The 16703-nt window shown below is 57.6% G+C and carries 16 protein-coding genes; 8 read left to right on the forward strand and 8 right to left on the reverse strand.

The features are described from left to right. Positions 1–18: 18 nt before the first annotated feature. Both N687_RS0109865 and N687_RS0109870 read right to left on the reverse strand, forming a co-directional pair. Positions 19–837, reverse strand: a complete 819-nt coding sequence (locus N687_RS0109865; RefSeq protein WP_029421697.1) for an extradiol ring-cleavage dioxygenase — start codon at positions 835–837, stop codon at positions 19–21. Next, positions 834–2162 carry an MBL fold metallo-hydrolase gene (locus N687_RS0109870; RefSeq protein WP_231493598.1) on the reverse strand — a complete coding sequence of 443 codons (1329 nt, stop codon included), beginning with the start codon at positions 2160–2162 and terminating at the stop codon, positions 834–836. Before N687_RS0109870 ends, N687_RS0109865 begins: the two co-directional genes overlap by 4 nt. A gap of 179 nt (positions 2163–2341) precedes the next feature. Here N687_RS0109870 and N687_RS0109875 point away from each other — a divergent pair, with 179 nt between their 5' ends. From N687_RS0109875 to N687_RS0109890, 4 genes are all read left to right on the forward strand, one after another. Beyond that, positions 2342–3226 carry a carbohydrate ABC transporter permease gene (locus N687_RS0109875; RefSeq protein ID WP_029421699.1) on the forward strand — a complete coding sequence of 295 codons (885 nt, stop codon included), beginning with the start codon at positions 2342–2344 and terminating at the stop codon, positions 3224–3226. Positions 3227–3238: 12 nt separating this feature from the next. Next, on the forward strand, positions 3239–4045 hold the full coding sequence (locus N687_RS0109880; protein WP_029421700.1) for a carbohydrate ABC transporter permease: 807 nt from the start codon (positions 3239–3241) through the stop codon (positions 4043–4045). 68 nt (positions 4046–4113) lie between these two features. Then, positions 4114–5397 (forward strand): ABC transporter substrate-binding protein, encoded by a 1284-nt coding sequence (locus tag N687_RS0109885; RefSeq protein WP_035462139.1) that lies wholly within the window; start codon positions 4114–4116, stop codon positions 5395–5397. Then, the gene (locus N687_RS0109890; protein WP_051663127.1) at positions 5394–6239 is read left to right on the forward strand and encodes an HAD family hydrolase; all 846 of its coding nucleotides are present in this window, start codon (positions 5394–5396) and stop codon (positions 6237–6239) included. The genes N687_RS0109885 and N687_RS0109890 overlap by 4 nt, the downstream gene beginning before the upstream one ends. Positions 6240–6251: 12 nt before the next feature. Here the strand turns inward: N687_RS0109890 and N687_RS0109895 are convergent, their stop codons facing one another. Beyond that, on the reverse strand, positions 6252–6920 hold the full coding sequence (locus tag N687_RS0109895) for a TVP38/TMEM64 family protein (RefSeq protein WP_029421703.1): 669 nt from the start codon (positions 6918–6920) through the stop codon (positions 6252–6254). 249 nt (positions 6921–7169) lie between these two features. Between N687_RS0109895 and N687_RS0109900 the strand changes: the two genes are divergently transcribed. Then, entirely contained in the window at positions 7170–8255 is a 1086-nt protein-coding gene (locus N687_RS0109900; protein ID WP_081841303.1) for a polysaccharide deacetylase family protein, read from the forward strand. Between the two features lie 14 nt (positions 8256–8269). Here the strand turns inward: N687_RS0109900 and N687_RS0109905 are convergent, their stop codons facing one another. Beyond that, positions 8270–9013, reverse strand: coding sequence for an MBL fold metallo-hydrolase (locus N687_RS0109905; RefSeq protein ID WP_029421705.1), 744 nt, complete (start codon positions 9011–9013; stop codon positions 8270–8272). A 194-nt stretch (positions 9014–9207) separates the two neighbouring features. Here N687_RS0109905 and N687_RS0109910 point away from each other — a divergent pair, with 194 nt between their 5' ends. Further along, on the forward strand, positions 9208–9405 hold the full coding sequence (locus N687_RS0109910; RefSeq protein ID WP_029421706.1) for a hypothetical protein: 198 nt from the start codon (positions 9208–9210) through the stop codon (positions 9403–9405). 321 nt (positions 9406–9726) lie between these two features. Here N687_RS0109910 and N687_RS0109915 read toward each other — a convergent pair whose 3' ends face one another. From N687_RS0109915 to N687_RS0109930, 3 genes are all read right to left on the reverse strand, one after another. Further along, positions 9727–10617: a DMT family transporter gene (locus N687_RS0109915; RefSeq protein ID WP_156040104.1), complete on the reverse strand. Its 891-nt coding sequence runs from the start codon at positions 10615–10617 to the stop codon at positions 9727–9729. 357 nt (positions 10618–10974) lie between these two features. Continuing rightward, positions 10975–11943, reverse strand: a complete 969-nt coding sequence (locus N687_RS0109925; RefSeq protein WP_029421709.1) for a site-specific integrase — start codon at positions 11941–11943, stop codon at positions 10975–10977. A 233-nt stretch (positions 11944–12176) separates the two neighbouring features. Then, positions 12177–13406, reverse strand: coding sequence for an MFS transporter (locus N687_RS0109930; protein ID WP_029421710.1), 1230 nt, complete (start codon positions 13404–13406; stop codon positions 12177–12179). A 436-nt stretch (positions 13407–13842) separates the two neighbouring features. Here N687_RS0109930 and N687_RS24405 point away from each other — a divergent pair, with 436 nt between their 5' ends. Then, the gene (locus N687_RS24405) at positions 13843–14559 is read left to right on the forward strand and encodes a hypothetical protein (protein WP_197029382.1); all 717 of its coding nucleotides are present in this window, start codon (positions 13843–13845) and stop codon (positions 14557–14559) included. On the opposite strand, the gene N687_RS24410 is transcribed toward N687_RS24405, so the two are convergent. After that, the gene (locus N687_RS24410) at positions 14479–14739 is read right to left on the reverse strand and encodes a type I restriction-modification system subunit M N-terminal domain-containing protein (RefSeq protein WP_331280134.1); all 261 of its coding nucleotides are present in this window, start codon (positions 14737–14739) and stop codon (positions 14479–14481) included. The two genes, N687_RS24405 and N687_RS24410, sit on opposite strands and share 81 nt — an antisense overlap. 181 nt (positions 14740–14920) lie before the next feature. On the opposite strand from N687_RS24410, the gene N687_RS23080 reads away from it, so the two are divergent. Further along, complete coding sequence (locus N687_RS23080; RefSeq protein WP_197029258.1) at positions 14921–16510, forward strand: DUF4435 domain-containing protein; 1590 nt, start codon at positions 14921–14923, stop codon at positions 16508–16510. The last annotated feature ends 193 nt before the right edge of the window (positions 16511–16703 follow it).

Genomic DNA, 16703 nt, shown 5'->3' on the forward strand with positions numbered 1-16703 from the left:
ACTCCCAGGAGGAGCACCTCATCCCGCCACCGGATAGACGGCGGCGCAGATCAGGCCAAAGTACGTCGGCACCTCGTACGACCATACCTCGACCCGCCTGGATCCCTTCGGCATGGCGCCGGCCAGAATCAACGTCTGCCAGACCCCGTCCGGTTTGGCATCGTCGACGAACTGCGGATCGAGACCCGCCAACGCCTCCAGGTCGTCCGCCTGCAGCCACGCCGCCACCTGCGCGTCCAGCGCTGCGGCCGCCGGATGGAAACCGTACGGCCCGTCCTCGCGGTGGGCATGGGCCCAGTCGCAGCTGGCGATCAGTCCAACGCGCTTACCGGAGGCCGCCACGGCCCTGGCCAGAGCCTCTCCAAAGCGAATTTGATCGGAGAAGGAGCGTTGACGCGTCGGCGTGATCGCGACGATGGGCACCTCGGGCATGAACCACAGCGGTACGATGGCCCCCCAATCGAGCGGCAGGCAGGACAGCGGCCCTTCCGCCGTGGCGTAATTGACCGCTGCCGCGGGCAAGCCCAGGTCGCGGGCGGACTGGACGATGGCGCGCGCCAAGGTTCGGTCGACCCGCCGTTCCATGGCGACCACCTCGCCGTGGTCCTCCACCTCCCCCGCCATGCGCTCGCTGTCCGAGACGGCGAACAACCCGTCCAGGCGAATGCCGTGCGGGGTCAGCACCACCAATGTCTCTGGGGCGGCCTCCTGCATCCGCTGCCCGAGCCGCTCCAGGCTCCGCCGCGTCCGCTCCATGAGCCCAGGGTTCGGTCTGGACAGGCGCTCAATGATCTCGGAGCCGTGCGGCGCGATGCACGCGAAGACAAACGGGTTCACTGCAATTCCTCCTCGGTGGGCGGGATCGCCCCCTCCAAATCGTCCGCGGTGTAGATGCGCCCGCGGGCGGGCATGATCCGCGGGACGGTGGGCAATCCGATGCGCGCCGGGTTCATCGAGTGGATCGGCATCAACACCCGCGGCTGGATGGTCTCCACGATGGACAGGATGTCGCCCCGCGCACCGTGCCCGGTGGACCCGACGAACACCAGCCTCAGCCCGAACACCTCGAGCCAGTGCAGCATGTTGTTCCACGCCGGGTCGTATGGCCCGAGCGGGCTGCCGTTGGAATGGATGAACACGCCCCCCGGCTTTGCGTCGATGTCGATCCAGTCGATGAACCGCTCGTACCCCAGCTCGACAGCGAACGCGTGCTCCCGCCCGCGGAGATCAGCGGGACGCACCACCTCGAGGTGATTGGCAGCCACGAATGCCCTCGCCGTTTTCGTCCACTGCGCCTCGCCGCCACCGTAGATCGCGATGTCCGACAGCTCGCCGCCGAACGCGGCATACAGGTACGCGCTCGGCGCGGACAACAGCAACCGCCGGCCGCTCGCGCGAGCCGCCTGGCGAAACACTTCCGCGCGCTGCGGGTGGCGCGGATAGAAGGTGAAGTACACGCCTGCCTCCGCGGCTTGCATGACCTCCGCCGCATGCCGGACGAGTTCGTCCTCATACAGCGTCTGGCTGTTGTCCTCGGTGTCCGCCCGCGTCCCTTCGATGAACAGCACATCCGGCCGGAACGCACGCGCCGCTCTGGCGAAATCCCGGGTCCACTCCGGATGGGCGCCGTGCAGGCGCAGATCTCCCGAATACACAAAGCGAAGCTCCGGCGTCTCGATGAAAAATCCGCATGCACCCGGCGTATCGTGATCGACCGCCACCGGCGTGATCCGCATGGGCCCAAAGTGAACCGTCTCTCCGAAGGAGACGGGCTGATAGGCCAGGTTCCGCCGGGGCCCGTCGAGAACCTCATCCAACGCGCGAAGCAGCCGATAAGTGTCCTCGGTGAGCAGGACAGGGATGTCCTCGCGCAGGTAAGGCATCAGTCCGGTGTGATCCAGATGGGAATGGCTGATGGCCACCATCGTCCGCACGCCGGCCGGGGCGTCGGTACCGTCTCCCTCAAACAGCCCCGGAATACGCGGCGCCAGGTCCATCCGCTGCAAGTCCCGAATACCCCGGGGGGCCAGCACATGGTCGAACACCGGAACAGCCGGACTGAAGACGCGGCCCATATCGAACAACAGGCGATGTCCGTCCACCGCTATCTGGATGACCGTGCCACCGATGGTGTCGATCCCCTTGAAGAATTGCCAGGTCACACGGCTCAATCGCGTCACTCCTCATCTCCACAGAAACAACGAAATACGGGTAGCATTTTATTATACCACCATATCATATTAAATTGTTGTAAATTTGGCCTTCCGGACGAAATTTTCTCTTGCCTGGCCCCAAGCGGGTGCACTAGGATAAAGTCGGTGGACAGACAGGGGGGAATTGGATGAGCTTCCGGCTGCGACGGAGTGTCACGGCGTACCTGATGTTGCTGCCAACGCTTGTGCTGATCGGCGTGTTTGTCGTCTATCCCATCGTGGACTCGTTTGTGATCAGCTTTTACAAGTGGGACATGCTGTCCGCCAGCAAACCGTTCGTGGGGCTGCAGAACTACATCTACATCTTCGAAGACCCGTTATTCCACACCGCCCTCAAAAACACGGTGCTGTACGTCGTATTCTTCGTCCCCATCGTGTTGGCGCTGGGTTTGCTGACGGCCGTGCTGCTCAACGCAAAGATTCGCCTGCTGCCACTGTTCCGCACCGCCTTTTTCATCCCGTACGTGACATCTCTCGCAGCAACCGGAATCGTGTGGCAGTGGATCTTCAATGACCAGTTCGGACTCCTCAATTATCTTCTGGAGCGCGCCGGCCTGCATGCGCAAGACTGGTTGAACGACCCCCGCTGGACATTGTTCAACATCATCACCATCGGCGTTTGGCAAAATCTCGGCTACGTCGCCGTCATCTTTCTCGCGGGATTGCAGAACATCAGCCGGGAGTACTACGAGGCAGCCGACGTGGACGGCGCGACGCCATGGCAGAAGTTCGCCCGCATCACGCTGCCGCTGTTGTCACCGACGACCTACTTCCTGCTCATCCTCACGACCATCGAGGCCTTCAAGGTGTTCCTGCAGATCTACGTGCTGTACGGGGAGACCGCGGGGCCGAACAACAGCGGCATGACGCTCCTGTACTACATGTTCACCAAAGGATTCGGCGACTACCGGATGGGATACGCCTGCGCCTCGGCCTATGTGCTGTTCCTGATCGTGTTCGTGTTCACCTTGGCGCAGATGGCGCTCTCTCGCCGCGTCCACTATGAGGCTTAGGGGGTGGAGGAGATGAAGAAGGTCTGGGTGTACCTGGTCTTGATCCTGTTGTCCCTGTTCGTCCTGGGACCCTTCTTGTGGATGCTCTCCACCTCCGTCAAACCGGATGCGGAGGTCCTCAGCGCCGTCCCGCACCTGTTCCCGGAGCACTGGGCGTTGGACAACTACGTCAAAGCCTGGGCTTCCGCGCCCTTCGCCCGCTATTTCTGGAACAGCTTTTTCATCTCGGCGGTGGAGACGGTGTTTGACCTGACGTTCGGCGCCATGGCCGCGTACGCCTTCGCCCGGATGGAGTTCTTCGGCAAGAACGTACTGTTTGTCGCTCTGCTTGCGACGATGATGGTGCCCGGCGAAGTCCTGCTCATCCCGAACTACATCACCATCAGCAGCCTGAACTGGCTGAACACCTACCAGGGGCTGATTGTCCCCTGGCTGGTGAGCGTGTTCACCATCTTCCTCATGCGCCAGTTCTTCCTTGGACTGCCCCGAGAGGTGTTCGAAGCCGCGGAGCTGGACGGGTGTGGCCCGCTTCGCACCCTGTTCGGCATCATCATGCCGATCTCCAAACCCATCTGGATCACCTCGGCGCTGATCAAATTCGTCGGGGCTTGGAACGCCTTCTTGTGGGTGTTGGTCATCGCCAATTCGTCCGACTACTACACCTTGCCCGTCGGGCTCATCAACTTCTCGACCGACGTGGGCACGGTGTACAACCAGCTGATGGCAGCCGCCACCTTCAGCGTACTGCCGCTCATCGTCCTGTTTTTGTTCGGACAGCGGTACTTCATTGAGGGCATCGCGCGCTCCGGTATCAAGTGAGCGCGTTTTGCCGATAGAATGCCCTTCCCCGTGACGGGGAACCTGAGGGCAAAAAGGAGTTGTGACCGATGAAAAAGCGTTGGTTTGCCACCGGTGCAACGATGGTGCTCGGCACCGCGCTGGTGTCCGGGTGCGGCGGCCAGGCGCCCGGCAATGCGGCAAACACCCCCGGCAACGCGGCGGCCGGTACGGCACCCGCGGGCCAGGTGACCATCACCTTCTACGAGGCGATGCCGGGCGCGTTGGGAGACGAGTTGAAAAAACTGACCGACCAGTTCCAGCAACAGAACCCGAACATCAAGGTGGAGCTGGTGTACAACGGCAGCTACACGACTCAGAAACAAAAGTTGACGGCCGCCATCGCGGCCCACAAGCCGCCGACCATCGCCCAGGTGCAGGAGACGTGGGAGACCGAGTACTACAACAACGGCCTGCTTCAACCCGTACAGGATTTGCTCCCGAAGGAGACCGTCGACGACCTCATTCAAATCTGGAAGGACGACAATTCATACGACGGCAAGCTGGTCTCTGTCCCGTTCAACAAGTCGGCCTACGTCCTGTTCTATAACCCAGACGACTTCGCGAAGGCCGGCATCACCCAGCCGCCGGCAACCTGGGACGAGCTGGAGAAGGACGCCATTCAGATCACCAAGGCGACCGGCATCCCGGGCTTGGCCTTCCAGGGCAGCTATTACACCTTTGAGATGCTCTTGCGCCAGGCGGGCGGCAAGGTGTTGACAGACGACCAGAAGCAGGCGGCGTTCGGAGACGACGCGGGTAAGAAGGCGCTGTCGTTCATGCGCAAGCTGGTCATCGACGACAAGGCCGCGACGGCCATCGGCGGCAACGCCTATCTGTCGGATGGGTTCAACACCCACAAATACGCGATGGACCTCGACTCCACCGCCTCCATGTCGTTCATCAAGAATGTCAAATTCAAAGTGGCGCCTCTGCCGGGAGACGTGCAGAAGGCGGTTCCCACCGCGGGGACGAACATCGTCCTGTTCAAGGACGCCACGCCTGAGCAGCAGCAGGCGGCCGCCAAGTACCTCGACTTCTTGATCTCGAAGGAGAACACCATCGAGTGGGCCAAGGCGACCGGCTACCTGCCGGTGCGCAAGAGCGCCCTCGACGACCCGGCTTGGAAAGCCGTCGTCAGCCAGAACCCGAACCTCGGGGTGGCGCCCGGTGAATTGGACAATGCCTATTTCTCACCCCGGCTCGCCGAGCTGTACTCCGGCCAGAACAACGTGTCTACACAGATCGGCAACATGCTGGCTGGTAAGCAGAGCGTGGACGATACCCTGAAGAAGAGCGTGGACGCCATCAACCAGGCGTTGGCGGGCAAATGACGGGGGCCGGGGTGCCGGCGGCCGGCCTGGAGCGCCTGGCCGGCTGCCGGCTGTTCATTTTCGATCTCGATGGCACCGTGTACGAGGAGACGGACCACTTCCGCTTCTACGGGGAGCAGATCGCGCGCGCGCTGACCCCGGAACGGGCAAAGGCCTTTGCCGCCGACGTCGAGGCGGCGTTATCAGGCCAGCATACGCTGACCTACGGATCGAGCTACGATGTAGAGCAGGACCTGATCTTCAAGGGAGAGCAGGCCTATACCTGGACCGGCGAGCCGATGTCCGCCTCCCCGTCCGCCCACCTCGCGCACATGGACGATCCGTGGGGCATCTACATGGCCGCCGGCCTCCACCATGGTGCCAAACCGGATCAGGTTGAGGCAGCGTTTCTCGCCACGCGCGCCCACATGGAATCGCCCGAGTTTCGGATGCAGCCGCTTCCCGGCCTGCGCGCGGCCATCGACGGACTGCGCGCGCTGGGGCGCCGGTTTGCCCTCGCCACCAACAGTCCGGAGCCGGACAGCCGCAAGATCCTCGCCAAGCTCGGCCTGACGGGCGCGTTCGACGTGGAGGTGTTCAACGCCCGCAAGCAGCATCGCGCTCGCGAGCACTTCACGCGGTTCCAAGAACAATTTCAGGTGCCGTTCGAACAGATGGTGAGCATCGGGGATCACTATCGCAACGAGATTGCGCCCGCCGCGGCACTTGGGATGGCGACCGTGTACATCGACCGCTATCTGAAGCAACCCAGACCGGAGGTCACGGTGCAGGTGGCGCGCCCGGCGGACGTGGCCGACGTCCTGCGGCACGTCACCGATCTCTGCAGCGCCGGGCGGCGCTGAGCCACACGCGGGTCACCCCTCGGTCGGCCCGCTCCCGTCCCCGGGGTCCCGGGGTGCCCCATCCTTCTGGGATGGGGCACCCGTGTCCTCCTTCGCCTCCGTCTGCGCGGCCTCCTTCGCAGCCGGCCGCTCCGACAGCGCGCGTTTCAGGCGCCATCCCACCCATCCGACAATCAGCATGTACAATCCGACGAGGACGCCGGTGACCCACACATGCTCATGCAAGTGATGTCCAGCCAGGGTAAAGGTCATGATGGCGGGTAATTTGCCAAGGGCCGTCGCCAGCGTGAACGCGGACATGGAGATCCCGGTCACGGCGCTGGCGAAGTTGATCAGCGCAGAGGGGAAAATGGGCACCAGGCGCGTGAGCAGGACGGCTGCGAACCCGTTTCGATCGAGGAAGCGGACGAGCGCATCCCAACCTTTGTAACGGGAAAACAAGCGCTGGACGTGTTTCTGAAAAAACAGGCGCTCGAGCCAGAACTTGCTCACCGCGGCCAGCGTCGCCGCCGCCCAAGCGACCAGCAGCGCCGGCCAATAGGGGAGCACCGCTCCCATCGCTGCTGCGATGACGGGGATGGGCAGCACCGGGACGTAGGAGACGACCACAATCAGCGCGAAGCCCACCACGGCTGCCATGGCGCCGCCCTGATGGATGACGTGCATCCAATGCGCGAACATGCCACCCCTCCTCGAAGCCCCCGCAAAGACGTCTGGCTCGTTCGGCGTGCCAGCCTCCTCAACAAGACGTGCATTTCTGGGGAGAAGGCGCGAACTCCTGCAGGGCGGACCAGTGCCCTGTGATATTTCAGAATCCCGCGCCCTCGCCCCCTTTTCAAACAAACCATCCCGTCTCTATAATGACGCTACAGAGGCCGCGGATCACCCCATGACACGGGAAAAGCGCCTTGGGGAGAGGAATCATCATTCATGAAAGCAAGACATATCCTATTGGCCGCGGCAGCGCTGTTCGGCGGTATGTGCACGCTGGGACTGTGGCTGGACCAACGCGCGATCACGACGGAGACCCGGACGGGCAACCCGTCCCACGCAGTCGCCGGTGCCACGCCGGTGCCTGGGACCACTTCGACTATCAGCCCTCCGGGCGCTGAAAACCCTCTCGACGCAGGCATTGCGACGGCCGTGCACCGAACGCCGCACGATCCGATGAACGATGCGGGCCCCAACAAGGTCCACCTGGGCGTTCGGCCTGGCAACGCGGGTTACGACACCCTTCCGCCTGGCGTGTATTATCAAAACCGCGTCGTGGTCGTCACCTTCCACGACATCTCGCCGTCGTTCCGTTCGCGCTACACCATCACGCCGGAGCAGTTCGAAGCCGACCTGGACGCGATGGAACACGCGCATCTGAACGTCATCACCAACCGTCAGTTCATAGCATTCCTGCAGCACCGGGCGCACATTCCAGACAATGCGGTGTTGCTCACCTTTGACGACGGGTATACAGACATGTACCAATACGCCCTGCCCATTCTGCGGGCGCACCACATGGAAGGGACATTTTTCGTCATCGTCGGCAAGGCCGACCAACCCGCGAACCGTGCGGGAAACCTCGGATACATGACGTGGGCTCAGCTGGAAGCGATGCACCGGGCGGGTATGGAAATCCAGAGCCACACTTACAACAGCCACTACCTGGTCAACGTGAACGGGCACCTGGTGGCGGCGTTCAACACGCCGATCCCCGTGAACGGCCGTGTGGAGACGCACAAGGAGTACTTGGCGCGCATCCAGGGGGACTTTCTGAAAGCCCGTGAAGAACTCGAGCAGCATCTCGGCGCGCCGTGCACGCAACTCGCCTGGCCCTACGGCTGGGGAACCCTGACGGCGACGCACACCGCCCTGTCGGCCGGTTATCGATACCTGTACACAACCACCCCAGGCCCCGTCACGCCCTGGACGGCACCGGACGCCATCCCGCGTATCGACATCGGCTACGACACCACCACGCCCGCGGAGGCGGTGAAGGACATCCTCGACACAGCTCGGGGGTGAACCCCCTCACCGTTTCAGACCGTCAGGCGCTGCAGCGTGTGCAGCCGCTCGACCGGCCTCCCGAAGCCTTCAGAGGCCTGCCGCTGCAAGACATTCAAATCCCCGTAGTGAGGATAGTGGGTGATGGCGAGCCGCTTTGCACCCGCCCGCTTCGCCACCTCGCCCGCCTGCCGGGCGGTGACATGGCCGGCTTGCCGCGCCTCTTCCTCCTGGCCGTCGTACATGCTCGCCTCGCACACGAACAGGTCTGCCTCTTGCGCCACCTGTTCCAGTACAGGGGAGAGCGCCGAATCGGCCGAGAAGGCGAACACCTTTCCGTCCCCCTCCAGGCGCACCGCCAGGCACTCGACCGGATGCTCCGTACGGGCGAAAGACGCCTTCAGTCCCGCGATCTCCAGCCGGGACGAGGCGTCCAGCCGCTGCAGGTTCGCCAGCGGTTCGTTGTGGAACGCCCGCTCCAGCTCCGCCGGTCCGTGCGGCATGTAGATCTCCAGCGGACGGGTCCGTTCTCCGCGCAGCCGCGCCAACAGCAGCGCGTACTGAAGGACACCGAGATCGGCGGCGTGATCGAAATGGTGATGCGTGACGATCACGGCGTCCAACGCATGTACCGATGTGATTTTGAACAACTGGGCGAGCACACCCGAGCCGCAATCCAGCAGGACCTGCCGCCCTTCATCCGTCTGCAGCAGGAATCCGGTCGTCGCCTCGCCAGGGCCAGGGTACGTCCCCCAAAATCCGAGCACGTGAATCTCCATCCTGTTCCCACCTTCCGCACCTCGTGTATGACCTGAAGCCTCGCCGCGATCCCCGACTGAGCGCCAGCCGGTTCCATTGTAGCAGAGCTTGGGATACCCCCACCCCGCGAGGCACACCTTCCGGCGGGCGCCATATATGTAACTATACCCATCCGCCCAAACGGATGACCAAGACTTCGCAGGGAGGGGTGTCTATGGCATACCCGGCCATGTACGGCATATATGCGGCAGTGTTGCATGACCTGGAGCGCAGCATTCACGCCGAGCAAATCTTCTGTTCCATCGTCACCGAGATGAAATTCATGCCGGCGTTCAAGGACGATCCGCACCTGGCGGAGGTGCACCGGCAGAATTACGAGAAGTTATACCGAAAGGTGAAACACATCATCTGATGCTTTTGCCTGCATTGTACACACACGAATAGCAAAAACAAAAGGCCCTCACATCCGTGGGGGCCTCATTAGTGCACGTGGCACCGCCTCGAGGCTCCTCACATGAATCGTACCTCGCGGTAGCTGAATCGTCGACTCCTGTTGGCCGGTGAGATCGACCAGCACAACCGCCGGGCGCTGCTGCCACGCCTGCTCCCGATACCAGCGCAGGCGCCGCTCCCACTTGTACTGCCACTGTCGGTTCCTAAATGTTGGATAAATCAAGTAGTACTATCTCTCAATTTTTACCCAACACACTGAACGGTCCAAGGGGTAAGTGTTTTAAACCGATGGTAGGCCGAAGTGAAAATGGCGGCCGCGGATGTTCGCGGACGCCAGGATGACACCAAATACAATCAGGGTTCCGCCGAGCAGTTGACCGCCGGTGATCGGTTGACCGAGCACCACGTAAGCCACCGCCATGGCCACAAACGGCTGCAAATTCAACAGGATGGACGACTTGGCTGCGCCGACGATCTGCATGGTACGGTTCCAAACCAGGCCAGCTACACCTTGGGACAGGATCCCAGACAACGCGAGGATTAACCAGGCCAACGCGGTGTGCGCGAGCACCGGGTGAGGCACCGCGATTGCGGAAACGGGAAGGAATAATCCTGTGCCTAACCAAGTCCCATAGGCGGTGACCGTGTATGGGCTGAGGTCGTCTGATAGTTTTCGGATCAGAACCAGATTCAGCGAAAAGGTGAGCATAGCCCCAGCGGCGTACAGATCCCCCACGCTAGTGTGAAATCGGTGGCCATCGGCGGACAACAGGGTGTATACGCCGGTGATGGTGATAGCCGCACCCACGACCATCCGCGTAGTGAGCCGCTCGTGTAACAAGAAGCGCGCAAAGATCCCGGTCGCGAACGGAGCGGCGGCCATGATGAGGGCGGACTCGGTGGGCGATACATAACGTACCGCTTGGAAGAAGCACACCTGGTTGAGCAGGGTGCCGACCACGCCGATGACCGCAAGCGCCAACAATTGCCGTTTCGACACGGGCCGCAGTTGGTGCAGCGTGAGACCAGCCGCGAGCAAAAACAGGCCTGTGAACACCAGCCGCAGGGCGGGAACGGTGAGAGGGGTGAACTGTTGATCCAACCAACCGCTCGCCACAAAGTTGCTCCCCCATACCAACACGCATGCGAGCAGACCCACGTACGCACTCACCAAACCAGGTTCCCACCTCAAGATGCAGGTTTTCTGTTCTCAGTGTGCCACGGCTGGAGCGACATGACAATTCCTCAAAGGATGGACGTCGCCATTCAAGACTTTGGATCTGGGTTATTAGAGGATCTGGAACTGTACGAGGCTTTGCAGGGTCTCCTCCCACTGCTCGGTGGTGAGGAAGTTCCAATTTTTCACATTTTGTTGTCAATCGATTGCGCCGGGATCCTACATCTCCAGCCGCTTTACCTTCGCGAACATGCGTAACCGTCTAACTGAATACACTTTCACCCCCCCTTACCGTTCGCCGACCCTGGATGAAAAAGCTCCACCGCATTTATCACGGAAGGAATAGTATCGCTACAGTCCAATTTTCGCGGCGGCGTTTTCGCGAAACACGTTCCCGTCTCGTATGTAACGCCGGACCATCATTACACTTCGATGACCGGTTTGAGCCATGATCTCCCGTTCCGACACTCCTGCCATCGCTGCAGATGTAGCAAGGCCAGCTCGTAGACTGTGGCCGGCAAACTTGTCTGGGTCCAGCCCGACGCGTTGTGTGTACTTCTTCACGACACGAGCCACCGTCTTGTCTGAAAGACGAGCAGCACCAACTTCTCTGCCTTTCGTTACACTCCGAAAAAGGGGGCCTGCCTGGATATCGGCGGCCTCCAGCCAGGCCTGTAGTGACCGCACAGGACACGTTTCGATGTGTGACCCGTATGGGATACCGATCTTCCTTCCCTCACCCTCCTGGTCGGTCTTGCTTCGTCGAACTGTGATGATGAGGCCTTCACGAGCGAATTCGACGTCTTCCACATTCAACGAAACGAGCTCAGATCGGCGAAAAGCTCCCGCGAATCCAACGAGAAGCAGGGCCCGGTCGCGTAGACCCAGGAGATCGTCTGGCGTATGTGCAAGCATGCGGCGCAGGTCCTCCACCAGCACTGGAGCCTTCGCGCTTGGGGCTACGCCAATCGTGTTTCGTATGCCTCTCCAAACGGTCTTCACGGTCTCGTCGGACGCGGGTGACGGGAATCCCTTGGCCTTGTGGGCGAGACCGATGGAGATCATGTGCCTTCCAATCGTGCTGGCCCTGTAGCCCTGGTCGGCCATGTGTGACAGGTACATCGCCACGGTGGGCGGTTCCGCAGGCAGTGAACACAAACCCCGTTCGTCGCACCATCGGGAAAACGTCTGCCAATCGGATTTGTACGCCTTAATGGTATTCCTCGCTTTCGACCGGCGAATATACTCGTTCGCGCTGGCGGTTAACTCGGCTTGCATGTCAACGGCTGTTGGTTGGTGTTGCGCAAGTGTCTCCTCCATCACCAGGCCTCCCAGACAAACGTATCGCCAGCCATGTGTCATGTCATGTGTCATGTACTGTGCAAGCAAAGAGCATACGCCATTCGTCAGCTGTTTTCCGCAGCTAAAACATGCAGAAAAACGCTGCGCTCTGATATACCGCGTTGTGTATATTCATGCACGTCGGCGGTCTTAGCCCAAATTAAAAATTCGCCCCCTTATGTGCAATAAGATTTCTATCCAAAATCCTCTGCTTACAGGTTGAGGGACCGAATGTTTTCTGGTGTCATCTGGCGGACCAGTCGTTCTGACAAAGGAAGAAGCGAGGCGACAATGAACACAATACCTCCGACCGTGGCAACCGTGTGATAGCCGAAAATGTCAGCCAATGGCACTGCCAATATCTCGCCTATGGGTATTGTGATGTAAGAGCCAAAGTCATCGAAGGCACATACCCGTGAGAGTTTGTCTCGTGGAACAGCTTGCTGTAGTGAGGTATCCCACGCTATTCCCGAAATCGTCTGCCCAGCTCCAGCCAACGCAGCGGCGATTATCAAATAGGGCAAGGCGTATCCTTGACCAAGAACAATCATCGGTATGCCACTGACAGCGACGGCTATCATGCAATCGCGAAGCGGACGCCGCAGCTGGAATCTGAGCATTGCTAAGCTTGCTATTAAGAGACCGACTGCCTTTATGCCCAGCGTCAATCCCCATCCAGCCGAGCCAAAAGTGTTCTTGGCAATGATCGGTCCAAGTACTTGCCACACACCCATCTGTACTGCATTCATCAATGCAAATGCCCCGGTTATCGACCAGATCCAACGGCGACGTCGGAAGTACGACCAGCCCTCACGCATCTCTTGGATAAGTGAACTATCAGTAACCGAAGGATGGGAAGGAATACGGACTCGAGTCAGACAAACAGCGGCGATGAAGAAGCTGGCGGCATCTATGGCAATCCCCCAGCCCCCACCGACAGTCGCGACCAAAACCCCGGCAACTGTTGGTCCGACGATCTTAGCAGCACTACGCGATGTATTTAGCAGCGAATTAGCCTGCTTGATATCCTTGCTATTAACTATCTCTGGGATAATGCCTCGCATAGCTGGGGAAGTGAAGGCTCCCAATACGCCGTTTACAATTGCTAGTGGGAAAATCCAATACGGATTCGCTCCGATAAGGACGATAGCGGCAATTCCTGTCTGAGATAACCCAGAACCTAAGTTGCTAAGAAATATCAGCCTGTCTCGACGATAACGATCTGCAATGCTGCCACCGATAAGCACCATCAAGACGTTGGGAAGGATTTCTGCAGCAAGAATGTACCCCAACAGATTCTGCCCTTGTCGAGCCTGAAGGACGGCAAATGCGAGAGCCACGGGTGTCATGGCACTACCAAATAAGGAAACGGTACGACCCCAGTAGAACCATCGGAACAGGGAACTAGAGAGTGCCCCTGTTTTAAATAGAGATTTGACCATATTTCCCGTGTGTACCCTCCTCTCCAGTGAGACAGGCAAAATCGGTGCTAAACGAACACCCCCAGAATGACAATCATAACATTATTCTTAATTGCAACATTATTGCATTTAACTGCCCATTACTGACATAAGGATGACACAAGGAAAATGAATGGTTATGTATTCCCCTTGCGTTACCCCGTGTCAAGTTGTCCTCTAAGTTGAAACACTCGAAAGCGGATTACCCACAAGTAACCGTTCCGCTTGGTGGTCACTCAGGATACATTTGTTTTGTAATTCCACACATCGGACTTCCCACCCTTTTCGACTTAGGCCATATTTTTGAGTCCGATAATACCCAATTATCGGACCTAAAATAATGGCACAAAGATGGCGTATCCAACTTACTGGTTTGTCTGTACACTAGAGATATATCATCGATTTAGGAGCAGATTATGTGAATCCATTCGATCCAGAATACATATTGATGGAACGCGTGACCAATTACAATCAACGGTTTCCGAGTAAACGTGATTACCATTCAGCGGCACGCGTAACGTCTTACCCATCTGTTGCCCAATTGATGGATAAGTATGGCACGTTCAACCATTTCATGGAAGCCTTCCTCAAGACATATGTCTCTGTACACGAATGCCCATTGCCCGATTACTTGCTCGGGGTACTGGCCTACCGTGCCAAGGTGGTGCATAGTGGACGGCGTTTCCATGTCCGTCTTGCAACGCGAGACACGGAACAGATACAAGTGCTTCAGTCCTTCGCCCAGTATATGCAAGTCTACCCGTCCAACAAGCACAAGCCCACCTTGTATGTGCGCCTGTATGACACGTATCTCGTCACCGGTTTAGAACGGTTTTATACTGTCGATAATTCCTTCTCTCCCACTGTAGACTTCGTGCGCGGATACATTGACACACACAGCCATTTCCGAATTGAGACGCCAGGTCGATATCGCCTGACAATCACAGGGCCACTTGTCCCTCAGTGCCGTGACGTCCTTGTTCGTCTTGGAGCCCGAAATACACGGGTGTCTTCGGTTAAAAGTTCTTTCCGATGGAACATCCACAGCGGAAGTCTACGCAAAATCCGTGACGCCCTGTACCCGAATGGATGTATTTGTAATGAACGTGTGCGGATGATGATGTACAAGGCGTGACCAAACGAACAGGCCGGCCTGCTTGGTCGGCTCCAAGACTGTGTCGAGACGACGCAATACCGTTATAGGCAGAATCACGTCCCGATACTTACCACGCACATAGAAGTCACGAAGCACATCGTCTGCTATTTTCCAGATAAAATTGACAATACAGGTCAGTTGAGACTGTTCCATGTTCATCCACTCCGTTACTGAAGAGAAATGTAGGCTGTTTTAGGCCAGATCATTCTCTAAGGATAGTATTCAACAAGACCCCATATGGCGGGTCTATCTTATAGGATTTGGAGCGGGCGAGTTGATGATGTTGTATCAACGGATGTAGATTGAAAATTAGAGAGTTTACTCCCTATGGGGGATGAACGTGTTGAAACGGCTGGTATTACCTCCCAATCGCTCCTGTCAAGATGCCCAAACTATTGAAACCGAAGGCACTGTTGTTATCATTGGGGCAAACGGTTCAGGTAAAAGCAGACTGGGCGCGTGGATTGATACGAGTAGCAATCAGAACGGAAGAATAGTTCACAGAATCGCTGCACAGAGAGCTTTAACACTTCCAGACACAGCCATTTTGAAAAGCTATGATGATGCCTTAATGGACCTTCTCTATGGCAATGCCCTCTATCCAGATAAAATCCGCCAACGTTGGCAGAGTCGGTATACCACAGGGCTGCTCAATGACTACGACAAAGTGCTCTCGGTACTGTTTGCTACAGAAGCCAAGAGAAATGCTGAATATGTAGAACTTGCACGTGGTAGTGATACAAAACCTGATATTCCTGTATCACCCATGGACACTCTCTTGACTATATGGAGAGATCTACTTCCGCACCGCACTCTCATTCTACGGGATGCCAAGGTATCTGTCGTTGACAATACAGGAAATATATACCACGGCAGAGAAATGAGCGACGGGGAACGCGTAGCCCTTTATCTGATGGCACAATGTTTATGCGCCCCACCTGATGCAATACTTGTGATCGACGAGCCCGAGATTCACCTCCATCGCGCACTTATGTCTAGACTGTGGACCAGCTTGGAACAGGCACGAGACGATTGCCTATTTGTTTATATCACCCATGACCTTGAATTTGCAGCTTCAAGAAGTAACTCGACAAAGATTTGGGTTAAAAGTTATTCCCATGGTGAGCAGTGGGATTGGGAAATCGTACCCGACGTAGACAATCTCCCAGAATCCATTGTCTTAGAAATTTTAGGTTCAAGAAAACAGATACTGTTTGTTGAAGGAACAAAGGATTCTCTGGATTACATAATCTATTCGGCCCTATATCCCGACTGCACTGTGATACCACGGGGGAGTTGCGTAAAGGTTATCGAATCTACAAAGGCGATGCGTGACAATCCGAGGCTGCATCATCTTCAGGCCTATGGCATCATCGACCGAGATTTTCGATCTCAGGAGGAACTCGACGCCCTTTCACACCACGGGATTTTGTACCTTGATGTTGCAGAAATTGAAAATATATTCTGCGTTCCTGAAGTAATTTCCATGGTCGCAGAACACTTGAGGTACGACCCCGTAAAAAAGGTGGCTGAAGCTACTGATTTTGTAGTCGACAACCTGCGTGATGAAATGGATAGTCAGATATCCAGTAGAACGATTCATGAGATAAAGGAACGCCTTACAATGCTTTCCCCTAAGGGCGTTGGATCATCCAACATCGAACAGGCACTAAAGAAGGCGGTTTCAGAGATAGATGCCCACGTAATATATTCCAAGTATGAGGAAATGTATCGACGAGCTATGTCGAGTAAAGATCTAGTCGAATGCCTCCGACTTTACAATCGGAAAAGCATCGTAAGCAGGATTTCTCAGATATTCGGCCTAAAGAATGGAGAATACGTGAAATTGGTACTTAGGTTGCTATCAGGTCCACACGGTCGTTTATTGAGAGACAATCTGTCAAAGTATGCACCGCTTTTACCTAGCTGAACGACAGACGGAATTTTGATGAGCAGCTTCTGACAACGGCAAAGAATAGACTCTCACAGTCTGCGTCAATCGCCGTAGCGGTCTTATCTATATAGGTCTATATAGGGCGAATGAATGGAAGCCCTAACAACTTGGTACCATATTTCGTGGGTGTACCGTCCGTAATGGACGCGTTCAAAAAACCGAAGGTGAT

The organism is Alicyclobacillus macrosporangiidus CPP55 (genome assembly GCF_000702485.1).
Taxonomy (GTDB): Bacteria; Bacillota; Bacilli; order Alicyclobacillales; family Alicyclobacillaceae; genus Alicyclobacillus_H; species Alicyclobacillus_H macrosporangiidus_B.

What these genes read in the sequence shown, in the direction of transcription:
- N687_RS0109900 (WP_081841303.1), top strand. Translation starts at nt 7,170, where the DNA reads ATGAAAGCAAGACATATCCTATTGGCCGCGGCAGCGCTGTTCGGCGGT.
- N687_RS24410 (WP_331280134.1), bottom strand. Translation starts at nt 14,739, where the DNA reads ATGAACATGGAACAGTCTCAACTGACCTGTATTGTCAATTTTATCTGG.
- N687_RS0109895 (WP_029421703.1), bottom strand. Translation starts at nt 6,920, where the DNA reads ATGTTCGCGCATTGGATGCACGTCATCCATCAGGGCGGCGCCATGGCA.
- N687_RS0109875 (WP_029421699.1), top strand. Translation starts at nt 2,342, where the DNA reads ATGAGCTTCCGGCTGCGACGGAGTGTCACGGCGTACCTGATGTTGCTG.
- N687_RS0109930 (WP_029421710.1), bottom strand. Translation starts at nt 13,406, where the DNA reads ATGGTCAAATCTCTATTTAAAACAGGGGCACTCTCTAGTTCCCTGTTC.
- N687_RS0109910 (WP_029421706.1), top strand. Translation starts at nt 9,208, where the DNA reads ATGGCATACCCGGCCATGTACGGCATATATGCGGCAGTGTTGCATGAC.
- N687_RS0109880 (WP_029421700.1), top strand. Translation starts at nt 3,239, where the DNA reads ATGAAGAAGGTCTGGGTGTACCTGGTCTTGATCCTGTTGTCCCTGTTC.
- N687_RS0109925 (WP_029421709.1), bottom strand. Translation starts at nt 11,943, where the DNA reads ATGGAGGAGACACTTGCGCAACACCAACCAACAGCCGTTGACATGCAA.
- N687_RS0109905 (WP_029421705.1), bottom strand. Translation starts at nt 9,013, where the DNA reads ATGGAGATTCACGTGCTCGGATTTTGGGGGACGTACCCTGGCCCTGGC.
- N687_RS0109885 (WP_035462139.1), top strand. Translation starts at nt 4,114, where the DNA reads ATGAAAAAGCGTTGGTTTGCCACCGGTGCAACGATGGTGCTCGGCACC.
- N687_RS0109890 (WP_051663127.1), top strand. Translation starts at nt 5,394, where the DNA reads ATGACGGGGGCCGGGGTGCCGGCGGCCGGCCTGGAGCGCCTGGCCGGC.